Here is a 20,944-nt window from a genome sequence, read left to right as displayed (position 1 = left end):
ACAGAGGTTGCTTAATCGGTTGGATTGACTGCCGATATATTTTTACGGAAATCAAGGCAGTGATGGATAGGCTTTATCAATCGCGTCCAGCATTGACCATAAAATGTCGAGCTTCAGCTGCAAAATATCCAGCGCACGATCTTGCTGCACGCGGGTAGTAAAATGATCTAGCGTGACTTCAAGCCCATGCTCGACATCGCGTTCGGCCAGCGAAATCCGGCTACGGAAATATTGCAGACCAGTCGTTTCTATCCATGGATAGTGTTGCGGCCAATTTGCTAACCGGTCCTTGTGGATTTTCGGCGCAAACATCTCTGTCAGCGAAGAGCATACCGCCTCTTGCCATGGTGATCGGCGGGCAAAGTTGAGATAAGCGTCCACCGCAAAACGCACGCCCGGAACCACATATTTCAACGACCACAGATCTTCGCGTGAAATGCCAACCGCTTCGCCAAGCGCGGTCCATGCTTCGATGCCGCCTTCATTCTCTTCCCATCCATCATGATCAAGTATCCGCAATACCCATTTACGTCGGGTTTCGCGATCATCGCAATTTGAAATAATTGCGCCGTCTTTTTGCGGAATGATGATCTGATAATAGAACCGATTGGCGACCCATCCGCGGATCTGATCGTTGGATAATTCGCCGTTGGTCATCTTGACGTTGAACGGATGATGAATATGGTATCCAGCACCTTTGGCGCGTAATTGCGCTTCGAATTCTGTACGGTTCCAGGGCGCTGCGACTATTGCCGCAGTGGCTTCTCGCGTGTTGGCGTTCATAGCGTAATCTCCATACCGTCAAATGCCACTTCGATTCCGTGTTGCGTTAAAGTTGCGCGCTGATGCGAGTCTGCATCCAGAATAGGATTGGTATTGTTAATGTGAATCAGAATTTTGCGGGGCGCTCCGATAGCATCCAGCACTTCAATCATGCCGCCGGGACCGGATTGCGGCAAATGACCCATATCAGCTGATTTCTTTTTAGAAAATCCCAGCGTGATCATTTCGTCTTCTGTCCATAAAGTGCCATCGACCAATACGCAATCTGCGCTATGCATCGCCGCCTTGATGTGTGGTTCCAGCTGGCCCAAACCGGGTGCGTAAAACAATTTTTTCCCGGTAGCGATCTCTTCGATCAACAGCCCGATATTGTCACCTACTTGCGGTTGCTCGCGATGCGGGGAATAAGGCGGTGCTTTGCTTTTGAGTGGCAGCGGCGTAAAGCTAATACCTTCGATGCCTGGAATTTGTATCGCTGGGTAGTGCGTGAACTGATTATTGGTTGGCAATGGATGCCATTGGACGCCGCAGTAATGCGACAACACATGCATTAACGGCAGTCCTGTCGTGAGGTCGTCCCAGACAGATGGTGTGCAATAAATGGGTAGCTGCTTGCCCTCGCGCAGCATCAATAATCCGGTGACATGGTCGATTTGTGCATCCATCAACACCACCGCTGCAATACCGGAATCACGTTTGTGACGGTTCGGTTGTAGCGCTGGTGTGTTGCGAATTTGAGTCAGTATATCGGGTGATGCGTTGATCAATACCCAATCGGTATCGTTGGCTGAGACAGCAATCGAAGATTGCGTACGCGCTGTTGCGTTGATGGTGCCGTTACGCAGGCCGTTGCAATTATGGCAATTGCAATTCCATTGCGGGAAACCACCACCAGCTGCCGAACCTAATACGATGATTTTCATGTGGAGAAGGTATTAAGCGAGGATTTAATAGGGAAGCAATTCAATAGCTAAATTGGCTGTCTTGATGCTGGTGATACGTACTATGCAATACAAAGTAATACAAAGTTGGGGTGAAGAACGGCGATTGCGTTAACAATCGCCGCAAAGCCTAAGTTGCAAGGCTCAATTAACGATTTGCAATGTACATCGTGATTTCAAAGCCAAAACGCATATCTGTAAAAGCAGGTGTAGTCCAGTTCATGTTTAATCTCCAGTTGTTATTAAAAAATACTACGGGTTGCTACTGTGGTTGCTACGGTAAAACTTTATTCCATTCACTCTCAGCGGGACGCTGATATTAAGGCAATCATCTAAATTTAGAGCAATTTTCATGCCCAAAACTTTGTTCCTTCTAGCAGAAATCGGTGATTGTCTGATATCACTAGTCTTGCGTAAATGTTATCAATAGGAGTTAAACTGCTCGCCTATTTGATACGGTACGGTATTGTCTCAAACTGTATCGAATACGCGTAATTAACACGTAACGATATGACAACAAGTGGTTATTCAATTGCGCACAAATAATATTCATATGTTCGAAATTGACACAGTCGTTGCGCCAACTGTTCAATTATCGGACCAGAAACATGACACTATTCGACCATCTTACAGTCAGGCGATTGGCAGTTCCGCCGTCTCGAATGGTTTTATAAACAATGTTGTCGATCTTAACCGGCCGATCGACGATTCCTAGTTGATATTAGCAATGTACTGCGACAGGTTGATGATGTCATCGTCGGTCAGGTTCTTGCTTACGGCCGTCATATTGCCCGCATCATTGGTGCGATTGCGTGCTCTGAAATCCGTCAATTGCTTCACTATGTATTCATAGTGCTGTCCGGACAGTTTTGGAATTTCATTTTGTCCTTTCATTCCGCCCAAGTGACACATGGAACACAACACCTGTTCTGCTTTGGCAAAACCCAGTTTTACCCGAGCCGGATCAGCGGTGAATTTAATCGCTGTCGGTGTTTGCGCCGCAAAATAGGCTGCCAAATCCTGCATGTCTTCCTTCGATAGATTTGCCGCCATTGGGCTCATCATCGGGTTCACACGCGCACCCTCTTTAAAATCTCGTAGTTCCAGATACAAGTAACGCGCATTTTGTCCTGCAAGCACTGGAATCAGAGGCATAACCGAATTGCCGCCTGCTCCATGACAGGCCATGCAGGTCTCGGCTTTTTTCTTACCCGCTTCGATATCAACGGCGTGACTCTGAATGGAAAGCGTGGTCAACACCGCAAAAATTATATGGGAAGCTTTCATGTGTTTCGTATCCAAAATGATCTTGTAGAAGGAAAAGAGACCGGGCCAGGGGTGGATGCGGTCTCTATTTCCGTTATTCAACAGCAATTGTCGTGCCTAATGCCTGTTACAGATCACAGATTACAGACCAAACACAAAAATACTATTGCCGCGTTTGAAATCCATTTGTGAATTACCGCCTGCAGCAACGGCGATGTATTGCTTACCGTTGACTGAGTACGATACTGGTGGTGCATTCACGCCCGCGCCGCACTGGAACTTCCAGAGCAGTTTGCCGGTTTTTGCGTCGTAGGCCTTGAACCAGCCATTACCTTCGCCTGCAAACACCAGATTGCCAGCAGTTGCCAACGCGCCACCGATCATTGGTTGGTCGGTTTTTGCTTGCCATGCGATCTTGCCGGTATCGATATTCACAGCCGTTACGTTACCCGATTGCTCTTCGCCAGCTGCGTTTTTGAACGCGCCGCCAAGCCATAGCTTGCCGTTTGGATAGTTCGATCCATCAACCTGATAAGTCATCGGTTGATTCAGGTTCAGCGCATAGGTCAAACGTGCACCTGCGTTGTAGGCCATTGGCGACCATTCAACACCACCATTTGCGCCCGGCAACATGCGTGCACCGGTTGCAGTAGGCAAAGTCCACATGTTTTCTTGTGGAATCATCGCATCTGAAAAACGAATCAAACTACCGTCGCGACGATCATGCACGTAGACGTGACCAGTTTTGCCAGCGTGTACGATTGCAGGAATCATCTTGCCGCTCTTGTCTTTAACATCGACCAGAATCGGTGGGCTTACAGCATCCAGATCCCATACGTCGTGCGCGATGTACTGGAAATGCCATTTGTATGCACCGGTATCAAGGTCGATGGCGACCAGTGAATCAGTATACAAGTTGTCGCCAGGGCGCTCTGCACCGTATAGGTCAGGCGATGGATTGCCGACTACGAAGTACACCGTCTTAGTGGCGCGATCAATTGCCGGAGTAGTCCAGACACCGCCGCCCAAGGTTTCATGGAAGTTGGATTTCTTGGCAAACGCGACTTTTTCAGCAGCGATGTCACGGTGCATATCACGGCCGGTTGCGTCGTTTTTCGCCCATACGCCTTCATGACCTTTTTCTGGAATGGTGTAGAACGTCCAGACCAGCTTGCCGGTATTAGTATCGAATGCTTTGACGAAGCCACGGATACCATATTCACCACCGTTTGTGCCGATCAGGACTTTACCGTCGATAACAGTTGGTGCCATTGTTTCGCTATAGCCTTTTTCAGGATCAGCGATTTCAGTTTCCCACAATAGCTTACCGGTCTTGGTGTCCAGCGCAATTAGCTTGGAGTCTAGTGTGCCCATATAGAGCTTACCGTCTGAGACCGCGACGCCGCGATTGTTTGGACCGCAACAGAACGTCGTCACTGGCCCCATCTTATGTTTGAAATGCCAGAATTCCTGACCGGTGACTGCATCAACTGCGTACACGTGGTTATAGGCGGTGGTCAGAAACATGACGCCATTGACCACAATTGGCGCAGTTTCCATCGACTCAACAACAGCAGTCTGGAAAATAAATTTAGGCTTCAGTGTTGCAACGTTTTTCGAATTGATTTGCGCAGATGGATAAAAGCGCGTCTGGCCGTAGTCGCCATTCGTGTGCAACCAGTTTTTGCTGTCTTTAGCAGCACCATCCAGCATCGCTTGGCTGACGGGAGCCAGCGCTTGCGACATTGGCTGTATTTTAATACCGGCACCGCCTTCGGTTTCTTGCCCGCTGGACATTCCTGCGGCAACTATCATGCTTGCTGCCAGAGCGAATTGCCCTATTGTTTTATAACTTGAAATACGCATTACTATCCCCTTGGTAAGGTTGCCTATGCAACACAAATTTTTACTTTTGATTATGCTTTTTTTTTGTTAAAACATTTTGAGTATCAAAAAACAGACAGTGATTTGCCTAGTTCTTAATTCTGTTTTGGCATAATATCCCTATTTCATATTGCAATGTATTAAAAATAGAATGATGAGCTTAATAGCTAAATTCTATGCATCCGATACAACTAACAGGAACAAAACATGCGCGTAGTTCGATCAATCACTTTTTCAATCATTTTTTTAATACTAGGATCGGGATGGCTGAACGCCGTCCATGCCAACGACGAGCAAGTGGACTTGAATCGCCAGGCTTTAGCTGCCGCTCGAAGCGGAAATGCAAAAACGTTCAAAGAGTTTATCGAACTTGGGGCATCGCCCAATACGCGCAATAGAATCGGCGACTCGCTATTGATGAGTGCCATCAAAAACGGACAAACGGACATCCTTCTAATGCTGATAGAGCGCGGGGCGGACGTTAATCTGGCAAACGTTGCGCGGGTGACGCCTTTAATGGCTGTCGCTTATTATGGTCGGCCTGCCATGGCGCAGATTTTGATCGACAAAAAAGCCGACGTCAATGCGGTCGATCAAATGCACAAACCCGCCATGGTCTACGCGGCCGGTACCGGACAGACCGAGATCGTAAACATGCTGTTAAAGACCGGCGCTACCAGCGGCATTAAAGTTAATACAGTGTATCCAAACGGGCTTACCGCGCTGATGTGGGCTAGCGGTGCCGGTCACCTAGCGACGGTTCAAGCACTGCTGGATCAGGGTGCAGACGTGAACATGGTCGACAACCGTGGCAAAACCGCATTGCAGATGGCAGATGAAAATAGCCAGCTGGATGTCGTCAAACTGCTAAAACCACTGTAAACAACTCTCATTGGGTTGCGTACGCATTACCGGAAGTATTGGCGTTCCAATACTTCTTGAGCGCAGCGCAGTTCTTCCGTATCCAACGCGCATTCCACATTTTTTACCGACTAATGTGTCACGTATTAGTCACGTAATGAAGATGGGGTACGCGATTGAAAGTGTTGCTTTTTTTTGAATACTTTTGCTTAGCCCAGCAGTATCCCCCACTTCACCGTTATGAAGCTTTTCTGCCGAACGTTATCTGGTCGGCATGGATATTGCATAAAAGAATGATTGTTGGCTCACGTTATACAATTGTGGGTCGAAAACACAACTAAAAAAAAGACAAATAGGAGATTAAAAGATGGCGCATTGGAAATCTTTACCCGGCGCAAGTGAACTTGCACTCGGCAGCGTCCTGCTGATGTTACAAGGCCCCGTTTTTGCCGCTGGTGGTGCAGTTGTAGCCGATGAGAAGTTATCCGAGATTGTTGTTAACGGAACCACGCCGCTTCCTGGCCTCGGTTTGCCATTGCGCGACGTTGCCGCAAATATACAAACAGTCGCGGGAAAAGAGATTACGCGTCAACACGCTGGCAATATCACCGAATTTTTGGAGCAAAACCTGAATAGCGTCACGATCAATTCGGCGCAAGGCAATCCGTACCAGCCCGACGTCAATTATCGTGGCTTCACCGCATCGCCACTTTTAGGCACGCCACAAGGTCTTTCTGTGTTTCAGGACGGTGTGCGTATCAATGAGCCGTTTGGCGATGTTGTCAATTGGGATTTGTTGCCACAATCAGCTATTGCGAACCTGCAAGTAATGCCGGGTTCGAACCCGGTATTTGGCTTAAATACGCTCGGCGGTGCGCTCGCGATCACAACCAAAGATGGTCGAAATAACCCGGGCGGTCAGGTCGAAGTCTCTGGTGGATCGTTCGGTCGCAAGACGGTAGAAGTGGAGCAGGGCGGAACGGTTGGCAATATCGATTATTTTCTGACTGCCAACGACTCAAAAGATAAAGGGTGGGGCGATCACAATCCGAGTAGCGTAAAGCAATTTTTCGGTAAGCTCGGTTATCAGGACGCTGACACAAGGGTAGCGCTCAGTTTGACGGCGGCTGACAATGACTTGCAGGGTACGCAAACTATCCCGCGCGCATTTTTAAATAATCGCCGTCAGGCCTATACCTTCCCGGACGAAAACATCAACCGTGCGCAGCTTTGGAATTTGTCGGCGAGCCACTTCTTCAATGAAAAATTGCAGTTGTCGACCAATGCGTATTATAAAAACTACCATAACAATAATATTAGTAGTAACGTCAATGGGGACTACGACGCCGTTAATAATCCGGTGCCGGCTAATAATACCCGTTCGGTCATTGACCAAGGCAGTTATGGTTTCGGGGCGCAACTAAGTTATTTGGGTAAGCTGGGCAACATGAATAACCAACTGGTGGTTGGTGTATCCGGCGATTTTGCTAATTCACGCTTCAAGCAATCAAGACAGGATGCTGATTTCACTGCTAGCCGGGATACGATTGGTCTGGACGCCTTTATGTCTGGAACTGACGCCAAAACCCATAATAGCAATCTCGCCATTTTTATTTCCGATACATTAGCGCTCAACGACCAATGGTCATTGACCGGCTCTGGTCGCTATAACTATGCACGGGTGAATATTAGTGATCAAACGGGTAATCAGCCATTATTGAACGGGAAAAATACGTTTACTCGTTTTAATCCCGGCGTTGGCCTGACGTACAATCCGAGCCCGGCGATCACTGCCTACGCCACCTATAACGAAGGCATGCGCACCCCAACTGCGATCGAACTGGCTTGCGCCGATCCAAACGCTCCTTGTTCGTTACCGAACGATTTCATCGCCGACCCTGCATTAAAGCCGGTTATCGCCAGAACGGGTGAATTTGGTCTACGTGGAAAATTGGGTCCCGTATCCAGCTGGAGTGCTTCGATATTTAGAACCGCACTGGATAACGACATCCAATTTATCAGCAGCAGCGGCGCATCTGCCAGCACCGGATACTTTCAAAATGTGGGCAAGACCCGTCGGCAAGGAGCAGAAGTTGCAGCCCATACGATGGTCGGACCAGTCGGCGTGACAGCGAGTTATAGCTATATCGATGCAACCTATCAGACCGGCTTCGACGAGCACAGCGCCAGTAATTCAAGCGCCAGTGCAGCGGGTGTTATCACCGTCAATCGCGGCAACAAGTTGCCGGGTATTCCAGAAAATACCCTCAAGCTGCGCTTTGACTATGCACCAACGTCAAGCTGGAACATTGGTACTAATGTGGTCTACCGCAGTAATGTTTATGCGCGTGGCGACGAAAATAATCAGGATACGAACGGCAAGATTCCTGGCTACACAATGGTTAATCTTGACACCACGTATTCGCTTACCAAGCAATTGCAAATCTTTGCTCGGATAGATAATTTATTTAATCGTCAATATGCAAATTTTGGCGTTATCGGTCAAAATTTTTTCAATGGGCCAGGGCATTCGTTTGACGGTGGCAGTATCTCCAACGAGCAATTTATCGGCCCAGGCGCACCGCGTGGTGGTTGGATCGGTTTGAGATACTCGTGGAGCTGATGGCGGCTTCATGTCAAAGTCGTCTGAATCTTCCATCTGATTATTCTGCTAAATTCTTTTAAAGGTATCACCATCATGAAGTGTCATTTTCTGCGTAAAAATTCTTCAAACGTTGCCCTCAATGGTCTTCCTATCTGTGCATCGCATACTTCTGGCGCCGCTTTCGGCGCGGTGCGTGGCGCGATCTTGATCGGTGCAGTGTTATCAGTTTTTTCACTCGGACTGTTGCCAGGCATTGCCAGCGCCAGTCCTTTTGCTTACGTACCTAACGAAAAATCGGGCACTATTTCTATTATTGATACCGCCAACGATACCGTCGTTGGCGAAATCAAGGCAGGCACCAAGCCACGCGGTCTGGCAGTGCGCCATGATGGAAAAGCCTTATACGTCAGTGACCAACCGACCAATTCGTTATCAATCGTTGACTTGGGTAGCCGAGCAGTTGTCGGCTCTGTAGCAGTCGGAGAGTCGCCTGAAGGTGTGGGGATTTCACCGGCTGGTGATTGGATCGTGGCAGCAAGTGAAATTACCAACTCGGTGAATTTCATTTCCACGGCGACAAACAAACAAGAATTCATCATCAAGACGAAGGGTAAGAATCCGGAACATGCGGAATTTAGCCCGAATGGTAAATGGCTTTATGTCAGCGCTGAAGAGGCAGACTCGATCGATATCATTGACATGACCAAGCGTGAGCAAGTTGATCTGGTCAAGCTCGGAAAACGTCCTCGCGGCATCGCCTTCACGCCCGACGGCACGCGTGCTTACATCGCAGCGGAACTTGAAAGCATGGTCTATGTAGTCGATGTTGCGACCCACAAAGTGATCGCGCAGGTAAAGGCTGGCACGTTCTCGAACGGCGTCACCATGGCTCCAAATGGCAAACGTGTTTATATTTCGAACGGTAAAGACTATACAGTCTCGGTCATCGATACTGCGACCAATACCGTGGTGGCGACTGTTCCGGTCGGCAAACGTCCGTGGAATATGGCGATCACACCGGATGGCAAAAAATTGTATGTTGCCAACGGTCGCTCTAACTCGGTATCAGTCATTGATACCGATACCAACCTGGTGAGTAAAGAAATCCCTGTCGGTGAATTACCTTGGGGCGTCGCTATCAGATGACCACGCCAACCAAGTACGCGTCTAACGACAGGTCAAGAGGCACGTTCGGCGGCATGTTAGCCGGTTACCGCTTGCCTGCGATCGCCCTGCATTGGCTGGTTGGATTGTTAATCATCGGGATGCTTATATTGGGCTATTACATGATCAATGTACCCAAAGGCACGCCGGGGCGCGCGTTTTATTTTAACCTGCATAAATCCATCGGAGTGATGACCGGCGTATTGATATTGATACGTTTGGCCTGGCGTCTTACACACCGTGCGCCGCCGTTGCCGAACGCCATGCCGCGCTGGGAAGCACGTGCTGCGCAATGGAGTCATCGCCTATTGTATCTATGCATGATTGTGCAGCCGACGAGTGGTTATATATCGTCGTCGTTCAACAAATATGGTGTGAAGTTTTTTGGCATTCCTCTACCTAAATGGGGCTGGGAAGATCCGGGTTTGCGCGATCTTTTTGGCCTTATCCATTATGTGGCAGGTGCGGTATTTACGGCACTGGTCGTGCTGCATGTTTTGGCCGCTTTCAAGCATCTGCTGATTGATCGGGATGGCATTTTTCAACGCATATTACGGCCATAATATTGGTTCGATGTTGCATTGAATAAATTGCGCAGCTCGGGTTCTAACTTAGTCTGTAACTCAGTTGGAACTAAGCAATGTTTTCCTGTAGTCATTTTCAATGAGCTAAAATCGGGCCGACGCAAAATCAACTCAGCGGCGGGTATTGAACGTCGCACCACATAACATGGTTGGACGGCGCAACGCCGTTGGTGCTCCATCGAGATTAAGCCCAAAGATTGATTAACGGCGCTGCTTCTTCGATCAGAAATGTTTTTAATACGTGGGCCGCTGGTGAGAGCCTTTTTGACGTTAAATGCGTCACGTGCCAGTGTCGCACAATCGGTAATCCTTCAATATCCAACAAAACCAAATGCCCGGATGCCAGTTCGTGCCGGATCGTCCGCAACGATAAAAAACTCAGTCCCATGCCCGCCATGACCGCCTGTTTGATCGTTTCATTGCTCGGCATTTCCATCACGATGGGTGGATTGATCTTGTACTCCGCAAACAGGCGTTCCATCAATTGGCGCGTTCCCGAGCCTTTTTCTCGTACGACAAATTCATGGTGTTCGAGGATCGACAGCGGCGCATTTCGTCTGCGCGACAGCGGATGCTGCGGTGCGCTGATAACACCTAGCGGGTTGGTAGCAAATATGTTGGCGGTGCAATCCAGCGTATCCGGCGCATGGCCCATGATTACCAGATCAATCTCATTGCGCGCAAGCAAATTCATGATGCTTTCACGATTGTGTATTTGCAGTACGACTTCAATTGCAGGGAATTTTTTGCGAAACAATACCAATAGCATCGGCACAAAATACTTCGCCGTGCTGACGATTGCCAGTTCCACGCGTCCCTTCTTGAGTCCACGCCTTTCTGCCATCGCATCTTCTAGTTGTTTCAATTGTGCAATGGCCCCAATCGCATATTGTTGGAAATCCTGGCCCGCATCCGTCAGGCGAATCTTGCGACCAATCTGTTCATACAGCGGGATGCCGATGGCTTCCTCAAGTTGCCGCATTTGCATCGATACCGCAGGCTGCGTGACGTGCATTTTTTCTGCCGCGCCGGAGACCGATAGTTCGCGTGCGACCAAAAGAAAAGTATCCAGCTGACGAAGAGTGTAGCGGCGCATAAAAAACCTCGAATTAAGATTTACCTATAAGTATTTTCTGATGCACATTTTAGTTTTATTTATTAGACCTGATGCTAGTCGTTTTATATAGTGAAGTCCATAGGCAAGTGCAACCAAAGTCTCGTGTAGATGTTGTTGAAATTTCTTGTCGTACCTGCGTGATGCCTGCGTCGATACACCTGATTTGCACGATTTTTTGGTGACACTTAAAAAGGACTTACACAAAGTCCTGAGGTTGTTAAACGGGTATCGGCCCAACTGAGGAGAGCACGATGGGAAGCAACGACGCAGGTCAGATCATGGATTCAAAGAAGCGCTATTCAGCAGGTGTTTTGAAATACGCCCAAATGGGTTATTGGGATGCAGACTATGTGCCGAAGGAAACAGATATCCTGGCCCTCTTCCGTATCACGCCACAAGATGGCGTTGATGCGATTGAGGCCGCTGCCGCAGTCGCCGGGGAATCATCGACTGCGACCTGGACCGTCGTATGGACTGATCGCCTGACCGCTTGTGATATGTATCGTGCCAAAGCGTATAGGGTTGATCCGGTACCGAACAATCCTGGTCAATATTTTTGTTGGGTCGCCTACGATTTGTCATTGTTTGAGGACGGTTCCATTGCCAACGTTACCGCGTCGATTATCGGTAATGTATTTAGTTTCAAACCGTTAAAAGCAGCACGTCTGGAAGACATGAAGTTTCCGGTTTCCTATATCAAAACCTTCCCAGGTCCACCGACCGGGATCATCGTTGAGCGTGAACGCCTGGATAAATTTGGACGCCCTTTGCTCGGTGCGACGACCAAACCTAAATTGGGTTTGTCAGGACGTAACTACGGCCGCGTTGTTTACGAAGGTTTAAAGGGTGGACTCGATTTCATGAAGGATGACGAGAACATTAATTCGCAAGCGTTCATGCATTGGCGCGATCGTTTTCTGTTCGTGATGGAAGCGGTCAATCGCGCCACCGCAGCAACCGGTGAAGTCAAAGGTCATTACCTGAATATCACTGCTGGAACGATGGAAGAAATGTATCGTCGTGCCGAGTTCGCTAAGGAGTTGGGATCGGTGGTCGTCATGGTCGATTTGGTAGTCGGCTGGACTGCGATCCAATCGATGTCTTACTGGTGTCGTCAGAACGACATGATGCTGCACATGCATCGTGCTGGTCATGGCACTTATACACGTCAGAAGAACCACGGCGTCTCGTTCCGCGTGATTGCAAAATGGCTCCGTATGTGCGGTGTCGATCACTTGCATACAGGTACAGCAGTTGGCAAGCTTGAAGGCGATCCAATGATCGTGCAGGGTTATTACAATATTTGCCGCGATACACAGACCAAGATGGACTTGGAGCGCGGAATATTTTTTGATCAGGATTGGGGCTCATTGCGCAAGGTGATGCCGGTCGCTTCCGGTGGCATTCATGCGGGACAAATGCACCAGTTGCTGGACCTGTTTGGCGATGATGTGATATTGCAGTTCGGTGGCGGTACGATCGGTCATCCGCAAGGCATCCAGGCGGGCGCAGTTGCTAACCGCGTGGCGTTGGAGACGATGGTATTGGCGCGTAATGAAGGCCGCGATATCAAAAATGAAGGACCACAAATCCTGCGTGATGCAGCCAAGTGGTGTACACCATTGAAAGCGGCGCTTGATACATGGGGTGAGATTTCATTCAACTATGCATCAACCGATACGTCTGATTTTGCACCGACTGCTTCGGTTTCATAAACCTGAATTTACGGTAAAAAATCGTTCATCCGCGCATCACGTTAATTATAGAATTGAAGAGGATCATCATGCGAATTACTCAAGGCACATTTTCATTTTTGCCCGATCTGACCGACGCACAAATCACTAAGCAAATCGATTATTGTCTCGAAAAAGGCTGGGCGTTAGCGGTTGAATATACCGACGATCCCCATCCGCGCAACACCTATTGGGAAATGTTTGGACCGCCGATGTTTGATCTGCGTGATCCGGCAGGCATTATGCAGGAACTGACCAATTGTCGGAAGACGTTTCCCCAGTATTACATCCGCCTGACGGCGTTTGATTCGAGTCAGGGTGTAGAGTCGCTGGTGATGGCGTTCATCGTCAATCGTCCTGAAGTCGAGCCTGGCTTTAGATTGGTGCGGCACGAGGAAGCGGGGCGGACGATTCGTTACAGCATCGAGAGTTATGCGGTGCAAGCCAAGCCGGAAGGTGCGCGGTACTAGTCCGTTATTTTTTTAAGAGCGAGTGAATTATGCAAACGCCGAATATCTTATCTGCCGTGCCAGTTGATCCGGTCGCATCAGGAAACCCCTTTGCACAAGCATTGGCAGCTTCTGGTATTACCGAATTGTTAGCGCAACTGGATCGCGAATTGATTGGTCTTGCACCTGTCAAGCAGCGTATTCGCGATATTGCCGCCTTGTTGCTAGTCGACAAGCTACGCGCAGAACGAGGATTTTCGGCGGGGGCACCGAGTCTGCATATGTGTTTTTCGGGCAATCCCGGTACGGGTAAAACCACCGTTGCCTTAAGAATGGCGGAGATATTGCATCGCCTGGGTTACGTCAGAAAAGGTCATCTGATCGCCGTCACACGCGACGATCTGGTCGGCCAGTATATCGGTCACACCGCACCTAAGACTAAGGAAGTGCTGAAACGGGCGATGGGCGGTGTGTTGTTTATTGACGAGGCTTACTATCTCTATCGCCCTGAAAATGAGCGTGATTACGGGCAGGAAGCAATCGAAATTTTATTACAGGTGATGGAAAATAGTCGCGATGATCTGGTGGTGATTCTGGCCGGTTATAAAGACCGGATGGATAAATTTTTTGAGTCCAATCCTGGCATGTCGTCGCGCATTGCTCATCACATCGATTTTCCTGATTACAGTACGGGAGAACTATCCCAGATTGCCGATCTAATGTTGCAGACGATGCAGTATCGGTTCGATGATGAGGCGGTTGCAGTTTTTTCTGACTATCTGAATCGTCGTATGTTGTTGCCGCATTTTGCTAACGCCCGCAGTGTACGTAATGCGCTGGATCGTGCACGTTTGCGACATGCTTCGCGCTTGATGAACGATGCCGACTCTGCAGCGAATGACGTGACGTTGACCACTATTACCGCTCCCGATTTATTGGCAAGCCGCGTATTTGCGCAGGGACCTTCGCTGATTGACACAAAGGAGCACTAACAATGCAAACGCAGTCGCAGGTAACTATTCCAAATAACGTTGCAGCCGCCGAAACTGCCAGCAGCATGAGTACCGCAGGGACACTACGCGCGCTAATTTTTGATGTGGACGGTACGTTAGCCGATACCGAAACCGCTCACCGCAATGCCTTCAATGCGGCATTTGTTGAAGTCGGGCTTGACTGGCATTGGAATGAATCACTTTATGCCGGCCTCCTTGACGTGACCGGCGGTAAGGAAAGATTGCTGCACTACTGGAATATTATCGACCCCGACGAATCCAGTGGTTACAAAGTGCAGGAAACCATCAACGCCGTACACGCCATTAAGACGCAACATTATGCAGCGCTGGTGAGTGGCGGCAAATTGTCTTTACGGCCTGGAATCTTGCGATTGATACATGAGGCGCACGCAGCGGGTATGCCGATGGCGATTGCTACCACCACCACACCGGCCAACATCGATGCACTATTGCGGACGTCTTTAGGCGACGATTGGCGACAGTTCTTTGTCGCGGTCTGCGATGCCTCGACGGTCAAAAATAAAAAGCCTGCACCGGATGTATATCTGGCTGCGCTGGAAGCGCTTGGGTTGCCCGGCGCTGATTGTCTGGCTTTCGAAGATTCCGAGAACGGGCTGCGTGCAGCCGTTGCGGCTGGGATTCCTACGTTGATCACGCCGAGTACTTTTACCGCTGGTCAGCAGTTTGCAGGCGCATTGCTGATAGTGCCGCATCTTGGCGATCCGGATCAACCCATGCATCAACATGTTCCCGGCGCCGACCAGCGTTGGGTCGACCTGGCGGCACTGCGCCGCTGGCATTACGGCACTCTATTTGAAGCGGCATAACATGACTACTCCACACATCTCTTCCATGTCGACAACGCAGGGACTTCGTATTGCACCATCAATCTTGTCCGCAGACTTTTCGCGACTGGGCGAGGAAGTCCGCGCCATTGAAGCTGCAGGAGCAGACTTGATTCATTTTGATGTGATGGACAATCATTACGTACCAAATCTGACCATGGGACCGATGGTGTGCGAAGCCATCCGCCCACATGTGACGATACCTATTGACGTCCATTTGATGGTCGAGCCGGTGGATGCGTTGATACCGCTGTTTGCTAAAGCGGGCGCGAATATTATTACATTCCATCCAGAGGCGAGTCGTCACGTTGATCGTACATTGAGCTTGATTCGCGAGCACGGTTGTCGGGCTGGATTGGTTTTTAATCCAGCGACACCCCTGGATGTGCTGGATTACGTCATGGATAAAATTGACATTATTCTATTGATGAGCGTCAATCCGGGCTTCGGTGGGCAAAAATTTATTCCCAGTACGCTCACCAAACTCAAAGCAGCGCGTGCACGCATTAATGCCCATTTGGCTGCTGGTGGTCAGGAGATCTGGCTGGAGGTCGACGGCGGCGTCAAGGCAGACAACATCCTTGCGATTCAGCGTGCGGGAGCAGACACATTCGTCGCAGGCAGCGCCGTGTTCGGCGCGCCGGATGCTGATCAAGGTTATCGCACCATCATGCAGCAACTGCGTTCACAGCTTAATGCAGAACGGATGATGTAAAAATTGATGCAACTACAAATACAATCGTATCTAAAAAAATAATGTAAGTATATATAGGAGACCGGCATGCCTTTAACCCACCATCGCACGACACTGACCCAATTCTTAATTGAAGAGCGGCGTCAATTTCCGGAAGCCAACGGCGATTTCAATAGCTTGATCTTGAACGTCGCGCTGGCCTGCAAAAGTATTGCGCGCGCGGTTGCTTTTGGCGCGTTAGGTGGCGTACTAGGTAACGCTGCAGGATCTGATGGCACGAGCGCCTCGGTCAATGTACAGGGCGAGACGCAAAAGAAACTGGATGTCATGAGCAACGATACCTTCTTGCATGTGACGGAGTGGGGCGGTCAATTGGCGGGAATGGCATCTGAAGAAATGGAACTTCCGTATCAGATTCCAGAGCAATTCCCAAAGGGAAAATATCTTCTCGTATTTGATCCGCTGGACGGCTCATCCAACATCGATGTCAACGTCGCGGTGGGGAGTATTTTTTCTGTGCTGCGTGCACCGGACGGTATTGAGTATGTTACCGAAGACAGTTTCTTGCAACCCGGATCGCAACAAGTTGCTGCGGGTTACGCAATTTATGGCCCCGCAACGATGTTGGTGTTGACGGTTGGAACTGGCGTAAGCGGTTTCACGCTTGATCCTAACCTGGGTGAATTCATGCTCACCCATCCGGATTTGCAAATCCCACCCGACACCAATGAATTCGCGATCAATACATCCAACAGTCGCTTTTGGGAAGAACCGATTAAACGTTACGTCGACGAATGTGTTGCCGGTAAGAGCGGTGTGCGCGATAAAGATTTCAATATGCGCTGGATCGCCTCAATGGTCGCGGAAGCGCACCGTATTTTAATGCGCGGTGGCGTATTCATGTACCCGCGTGATACCAAAGATCCGAGTAAATCCGGTCGTTTGCGCCTGCTGTATGAAGCCAATCCAATCGGCTTCATCATGGAGCAAGCGGGTGGCAGAGCCAGCACCGGGCGTGAAGCGATTATGTCAGTTGAACCGACCTCTTTACATCAGCGTATTGGTCTCATTTTTGGATCGCGTAATGAGGTCGAGCGGATAGAGGCTTATCACCATGCGCCAGTGAGGGACGAGCTGTCGAGTCCGTTATTCAATGAGCGCAGTTTGTTTCGGGTTCCTGCTTAATAGTTATCGATAGTGCGGTTTCATTTTTTTTACTTAGCCGCAGCGCAACTATTCTGATGTATAGCAGGGATTTCCCCCGCACCCGCATCACGTAATTCTCACCAATACTTTGAGAGATCACCATGTCCGAACGCTATCCAATCATTGCGATTACCGGTTCTTCGGGGGCGGGAACGACGTCCGTCACGCGCACTTTTGAGAATATTTTCCGTCGTGAGAACGTCCGTTCGGTGATCGTCGAGGGCGATAGTTTTCATCGCTATGATCGTCAGGAAATGAAAGTAAAACTATCTGCTGCCGAGGCGAGTGGTGACAATAATTTCAGTCACTTCGGCCCTGACACCAATCTTTTTCCTGAGCTCGAAGCGCTATTTTCGAACTATGCAAAAACCGGTAACGGACGGCGTCGCAAGTATTTGCACGACGTGGAAGAAGCAGCACCATACAAACAAGAGCCAGGCACTTTTACGCCTTGGGAAGATTTGGATCCCAACAATGATTTATTGTTTTACGAAGGTTTGCACGGCGGGGTGGTGACCGAGAAAGTCAATATCGCCCAACATCCGGATTTGCTGATTGGTGTTGTTCCCGTCATCAACCTTGAATGGATCCAAAAATTATGGCGCGACAAGTCGAAGCGTGGCTATTCAACAGAAGCTGTGACCGATACGATCCTGCGCCGTATGCCGGATTATGTGAATTATATTTGCCCGCAGTTTTCGCATACACATGTCAACTTTCAGCGCGTGCCTTGCGTGGATACATCGAATCCTTTCATCGCGCGGGAAATTCCTGCACCTGATGAGAGTTTGGTGGTGATTCGATTTGCCAATCCAAAGGGCATCGATTTTCAGTATCTGCGCAATATGGTGCATGACTCGTTTATGTCGCGTGCCAATACGATCGTTGTACCTGGCGGAAAGATGGAGTTGGCGATGCAGTTGATATTCACACCATTCATCCTGCGTATGATGGAACGTAAAAAACGCGCAGCAAGTTTACTCTGACCGGGGACCAACATGAACGCTCCAGAAAAATTAGCGGTAACGACGGCAACGCCAGCGGATGCTTTACGATTTTTAGCCGCCGATGCGGTGGAAAAAGCCAAGTCCGGCCATCCCGGTGCGCCGATGGGAATGGCGGAAATAGCAGATGTTCTGTGGCGTCGCCATCTACGTCATAATCCGGCTGATCCAAAGTGGCTTAATCGCGACCGTTTCGTTTTGTCCAATGGCCATGGCTCGATGTTGCTCTACGCATTATTGCATTTGACTGGCTATGATTTGCCGATAGAGGAATTGAAACAGTTTCGCCAGATGCATGCCAAGACGCCCGGTCATCCCGAGGTGGATGTCACTCCTGGTGTAGAAACAACGACTGGTCCACTCGGTCAGGGTTTGTCCAATGCGGTTGGCATGGCGCTGGCAGAAAAAATGCTGGCCGCTAATTTCAACCGTCCCCGCCACGCGATCATCGACCATCATACCTACGTCTTCGTTGGTGACGGTTGCCTGATGGAAGGCATCAGTCACGAAGTCAGCTCACTAGCCGGCACGCTGGGTCTGGGAAAGTTGATCTGCTTTTACGATGATAACGGGATTTCTATCGATGGTAACGTCAAAGGATGGTTTGCTGACGACACGCCAAAACGTTTCGCTGCTTATGGCTGGAATGTGATTGCCGCAGTCGATGGTCACGATGTGGAGGCGCTTGATCGGGCCATTCGTCAGGCTAAATCGCAGAGTAGTCAACCAACTTTGATTTGCTGTAAAACCATCATCGGAATGGGCGCACCGAACAAAGCCGGTGGTCACGATGTACATGGCGCACCATTGGGGGCTGTGGAGATTGCGGCGATGCGCGCAGCAAAAGGCTGGACTGCTGCGCCGTTTGAGATTCCGGACGAGATGGCGACAGCGTGGGATGCGCGCACCGCTGGTCAAGCGCGGCAGGCTGAATGGAACGTTCAGTTTGCGCAGTATCAAGCGGAACATCCGGCATTGGCGTCGGAATTGAATCGCCGGATAGCGGGAACGTTGCCCGCAGATTTAGGTGCGGTATTTGATCGGCTTATTAATACGCAAGGCGAACTTCACAAGAAAATTGCAACGCGTAAAGCTTCGCAAATTGTGCTTGAAGCGATTAGTGCGACGCTGCCCGAGTTTTTTGGTGGCTCGGCAGATTTGACCGGCTCGAACCTTACCAATGTCAAAGCATCGGTGTGGGTCAATCATCAAAGCGATGGCATTGGTAATTATCTGAGTTATGGCGTGCGCGAGTTCGGCATGGCTGCGATGATGAGCGGCATGGCATTGTATGGTGGATTTATTCCGTACGGCGGTACATTTATGACGTTCTCCGATTACTCACGCAATGCGATTCGGATGGCTGCATTGATGAAGCAACGGGTAATTCATGTGCTCACGCATGACTCTATCGGATTGGGTGAAGATGGTCCAACGCATCAGCCGATTGAGCACGCTGCCAGCTTGCGTTTAATTCCCAATAACCGACTCTGGCGACCGTGCGATGGCGTGGAAACTGCGGTGGCGTGGCAAGCCGCGATCATACGTACGGATGGTCCGACCTGTCTGATTTTCTCGCGGCAGGCATTGACACCATTTGTACGCAATGCGACGCAAATCGGCGACATCTCTCGCGGCGGTTATATATTGAGCGAGTCGCTAGCGGACCTTAAAGCGCCACAAGTTGTGCTTATTGCGACCGGCTCAGAAGTAGAGATTGCTGCCGCGGCAGCGATGCGTTTAAGTCAAGATGGGATTGCAGTTCGCGTAGTGTCGATGCCATGTGTTGAGGTATTTTATGCGCAAGATAGCGGTTACCAAAAGAGCGTTCTACCAGACGGCATTCCACGCGTCAGCATCGAAGCCGGCATCACCTGGTTCTGGCGCGCTGTCGTTGGAGAAGGGGGCATCGCCATGGGTATCGATACCTTCGGTGAGTCGGCACCCGCTGAACAATTGTATGACCACTTTAAACTGACCGCGGAGCGCATGGTTGACTGTGCGATGTCCGTCATGAGGAGCACATGATGGGACGCACTAATACATCTCAACGCGCGGCCCTGATCGACCTTGATGGCACGTTGGTGGATACGGCACCGGATATTTTTGCAGCGGTCGACCGCATGCTGGGCGATCTGCAGGTCGGGACATTGCCATATCAGACAGTGTGCGATTTTATCGGTAAGGGAGTGCCGAACCTTGTTCGTCGGGTGCGAGAAACTAAGGGTATCGTCGATTTTTCGGAAGAGGATTTAATCGCACATTTTTATCGGCATTACAGGCAGACAAATGGTCATTTTGGTTTTGTTTTTCCTGGGGTCAGGGAAGGTTTAACCGCTTTTAAATTGGCCGGATACAAATTGGGTTGTATCACCAATAAGCCTTTTGAACTGGCCGAATCGTTATTGCAGATTGCCGGGCTCGACGGGTACTTTGATATTTTGGTCGGTGGTGATTCACTGCCGACCATGAAACCCGCACCAGAGCCGCTTCTGCACGCTTGCGACTATTTGAAGACGCGCCCGGAAAATGCGGTAATGGTCGGCGATTCTGGTGTCGATGTCGCTGCCGCCCGCGCTGCGGATATTCGAGTCTACGTTGTCCGTTACGGCTATCCAGGGCCAGCAGGATTGGATGCGCTGGAGTGTGATGGCTTGATCGATTCGTTATTGCAATTAGCCCAGCAAATCACCAATCCGGCTTCACTTTGTGTAAGTGAAGTAAATGAGATGGTCAGATAGTCGCGGTAGCGTTTGCAGCTGCACCATCCGACGCTCTCAAAGAAGCGCCGGATG

Annotated in this window: 19 protein-coding genes; 13 read left to right on the top strand and 6 right to left on the bottom strand. The window is 49.8% G+C overall.

The genetic code is table 11. From position 1 onward, the window contains the following. Nucleotides 1–51: 51 nt before the first annotated feature. The 5 genes from pqqC to RGU75_RS05505 form a co-directional block, all read right to left on the bottom strand. Nucleotides 52–783, bottom strand: coding sequence for a pyrroloquinoline-quinone synthase PqqC (gene pqqC / locus RGU75_RS05525; protein ID WP_322233752.1), 732 nt, complete (start codon nt 781–783; stop codon nt 52–54). Next, nucleotides 780–1,706 (bottom strand): pyrroloquinoline quinone biosynthesis protein PqqB, encoded by a 927-nt coding sequence (gene pqqB, locus RGU75_RS05520; RefSeq protein ID WP_322233750.1) that lies wholly within the window; start codon nt 1,704–1,706, stop codon nt 780–782. Before pqqB ends, pqqC begins: the two co-directional genes overlap by 4 nt. A gap of 166 nt (nt 1,707–1,872) precedes the next feature. Then, nucleotides 1,873–1,947 (bottom strand): pyrroloquinoline quinone precursor peptide PqqA, encoded by a 75-nt coding sequence (gene pqqA, locus RGU75_RS05515; protein WP_322240279.1) that lies wholly within the window; start codon nt 1,945–1,947, stop codon nt 1,873–1,875. Between the two features lie 488 nt (nt 1,948–2,435). Further along, nucleotides 2,436–3,011: a c-type cytochrome gene (locus tag RGU75_RS05510; protein WP_416186850.1), complete on the bottom strand. Its 576-nt coding sequence runs from the start codon at nt 3,009–3,011 to the stop codon at nt 2,436–2,438. Between the two features lie 120 nt (nt 3,012–3,131). Then, on the bottom strand, nt 3,132–4,856 hold the full coding sequence (locus RGU75_RS05505; protein WP_416186787.1) for a pyrroloquinoline quinone-dependent dehydrogenase: 1,725 nt from the start codon (nt 4,854–4,856) through the stop codon (nt 3,132–3,134). 225 nt (nt 4,857–5,081) lie between these two features. Between RGU75_RS05505 and RGU75_RS05500 the strand changes: the two genes are divergently transcribed. From RGU75_RS05500 to RGU75_RS05485, 4 genes are all read left to right on the top strand, one after another. Beyond that, the gene (locus tag RGU75_RS05500) at nt 5,082–5,756 is read left to right on the top strand and encodes an ankyrin repeat domain-containing protein (protein ID WP_322233746.1); all 675 of its coding nucleotides are present in this window, start codon (nt 5,082–5,084) and stop codon (nt 5,754–5,756) included. 406 nt (nt 5,757–6,162) lie between these two features. Continuing rightward, nucleotides 6,163–8,358 carry a TonB-dependent receptor gene (locus tag RGU75_RS05495; protein WP_322240275.1) on the top strand — a complete coding sequence of 732 codons (2,196 nt, stop codon included), beginning with the start codon at nt 6,163–6,165 and terminating at the stop codon, nt 8,356–8,358. A gap of 75 nt (nt 8,359–8,433) precedes the next feature. Next, the gene (locus tag RGU75_RS05490) at nt 8,434–9,486 is read left to right on the top strand and encodes a beta-propeller fold lactonase family protein (RefSeq protein ID WP_322233744.1); all 1,053 of its coding nucleotides are present in this window, start codon (nt 8,434–8,436) and stop codon (nt 9,484–9,486) included. Further along, nucleotides 9,483–10,067: a cytochrome b gene (locus RGU75_RS05485; RefSeq protein ID WP_322233742.1), complete on the top strand. Its 585-nt coding sequence runs from the start codon at nt 9,483–9,485 to the stop codon at nt 10,065–10,067. The genes RGU75_RS05490 and RGU75_RS05485 overlap by 4 nt, the downstream gene beginning before the upstream one ends. 205 nt (nt 10,068–10,272) lie before the next feature. On the opposite strand, the gene RGU75_RS05480 is transcribed toward RGU75_RS05485, so the two are convergent. Next, nucleotides 10,273–11,184 (bottom strand): LysR family transcriptional regulator, encoded by a 912-nt coding sequence (locus RGU75_RS05480; RefSeq protein ID WP_322233740.1) that lies wholly within the window; start codon nt 11,182–11,184, stop codon nt 10,273–10,275. A gap of 272 nt (nt 11,185–11,456) precedes the next feature. On the opposite strand from RGU75_RS05480, the gene RGU75_RS05475 reads away from it, so the two are divergent. From RGU75_RS05475 to gph, 9 genes are all read left to right on the top strand, one after another. Next, a complete protein-coding gene (locus RGU75_RS05475; protein ID WP_322233738.1) occupies nt 11,457–12,920 on the top strand; it encodes a form I ribulose bisphosphate carboxylase large subunit in 1,464 nt (487 codons plus the stop codon). A gap of 68 nt (nt 12,921–12,988) precedes the next feature. Continuing rightward, nucleotides 12,989–13,408 carry a ribulose bisphosphate carboxylase small subunit gene (locus tag RGU75_RS05470; RefSeq protein ID WP_322233735.1) on the top strand — a complete coding sequence of 140 codons (420 nt, stop codon included), beginning with the start codon at nt 12,989–12,991 and terminating at the stop codon, nt 13,406–13,408. 29 nt (nt 13,409–13,437) lie between these two features. After that, nucleotides 13,438–14,379 carry a CbbX protein gene (gene cbbX / locus RGU75_RS05465; protein WP_322233732.1) on the top strand — a complete coding sequence of 314 codons (942 nt, stop codon included), beginning with the start codon at nt 13,438–13,440 and terminating at the stop codon, nt 14,377–14,379. 65 nt (nt 14,380–14,444) lie between these two features. Next, complete coding sequence (locus RGU75_RS05460; protein WP_322240273.1) at nt 14,445–15,227, top strand: HAD family hydrolase; 783 nt, start codon at nt 14,445–14,447, stop codon at nt 15,225–15,227. Nucleotide 15,228: 1 nt separating this feature from the next. Further along, on the top strand, nt 15,229–15,960 hold the full coding sequence (gene rpe / locus RGU75_RS05455; RefSeq protein WP_322233729.1) for a ribulose-phosphate 3-epimerase: 732 nt from the start codon (nt 15,229–15,231) through the stop codon (nt 15,958–15,960). A gap of 66 nt (nt 15,961–16,026) precedes the next feature. Continuing rightward, complete coding sequence (locus tag RGU75_RS05450; RefSeq protein WP_322233727.1) at nt 16,027–17,124, top strand: class 1 fructose-bisphosphatase; 1,098 nt, start codon at nt 16,027–16,029, stop codon at nt 17,122–17,124. Nucleotides 17,125–17,246: 122 nt separating this feature from the next. Then, on the top strand, nt 17,247–18,131 hold the full coding sequence (locus RGU75_RS05445) for a phosphoribulokinase (protein ID WP_322233725.1): 885 nt from the start codon (nt 17,247–17,249) through the stop codon (nt 18,129–18,131). 12 nt (nt 18,132–18,143) lie between these two features. Then, nucleotides 18,144–20,177, top strand: coding sequence for a transketolase (gene tkt / locus RGU75_RS05440; protein ID WP_322233722.1), 2,034 nt, complete (start codon nt 18,144–18,146; stop codon nt 20,175–20,177). Beyond that, on the top strand, nt 20,177–20,890 hold the full coding sequence (gph, locus tag RGU75_RS05435; RefSeq protein ID WP_322240271.1) for a phosphoglycolate phosphatase: 714 nt from the start codon (nt 20,177–20,179) through the stop codon (nt 20,888–20,890). Before tkt ends, gph begins: the two co-directional genes overlap by 1 nt. Nucleotides 20,891–20,944 lie beyond the last annotated feature (54 nt).

Source organism: Glaciimonas sp. CA11.2, assembly GCF_034314045.1.
Lineage (GTDB): Bacteria > Pseudomonadota > Gammaproteobacteria > Burkholderiales > Burkholderiaceae_D > Glaciimonas.
This window is presented reverse-complemented; position numbering and strand designations above follow the sequence as displayed.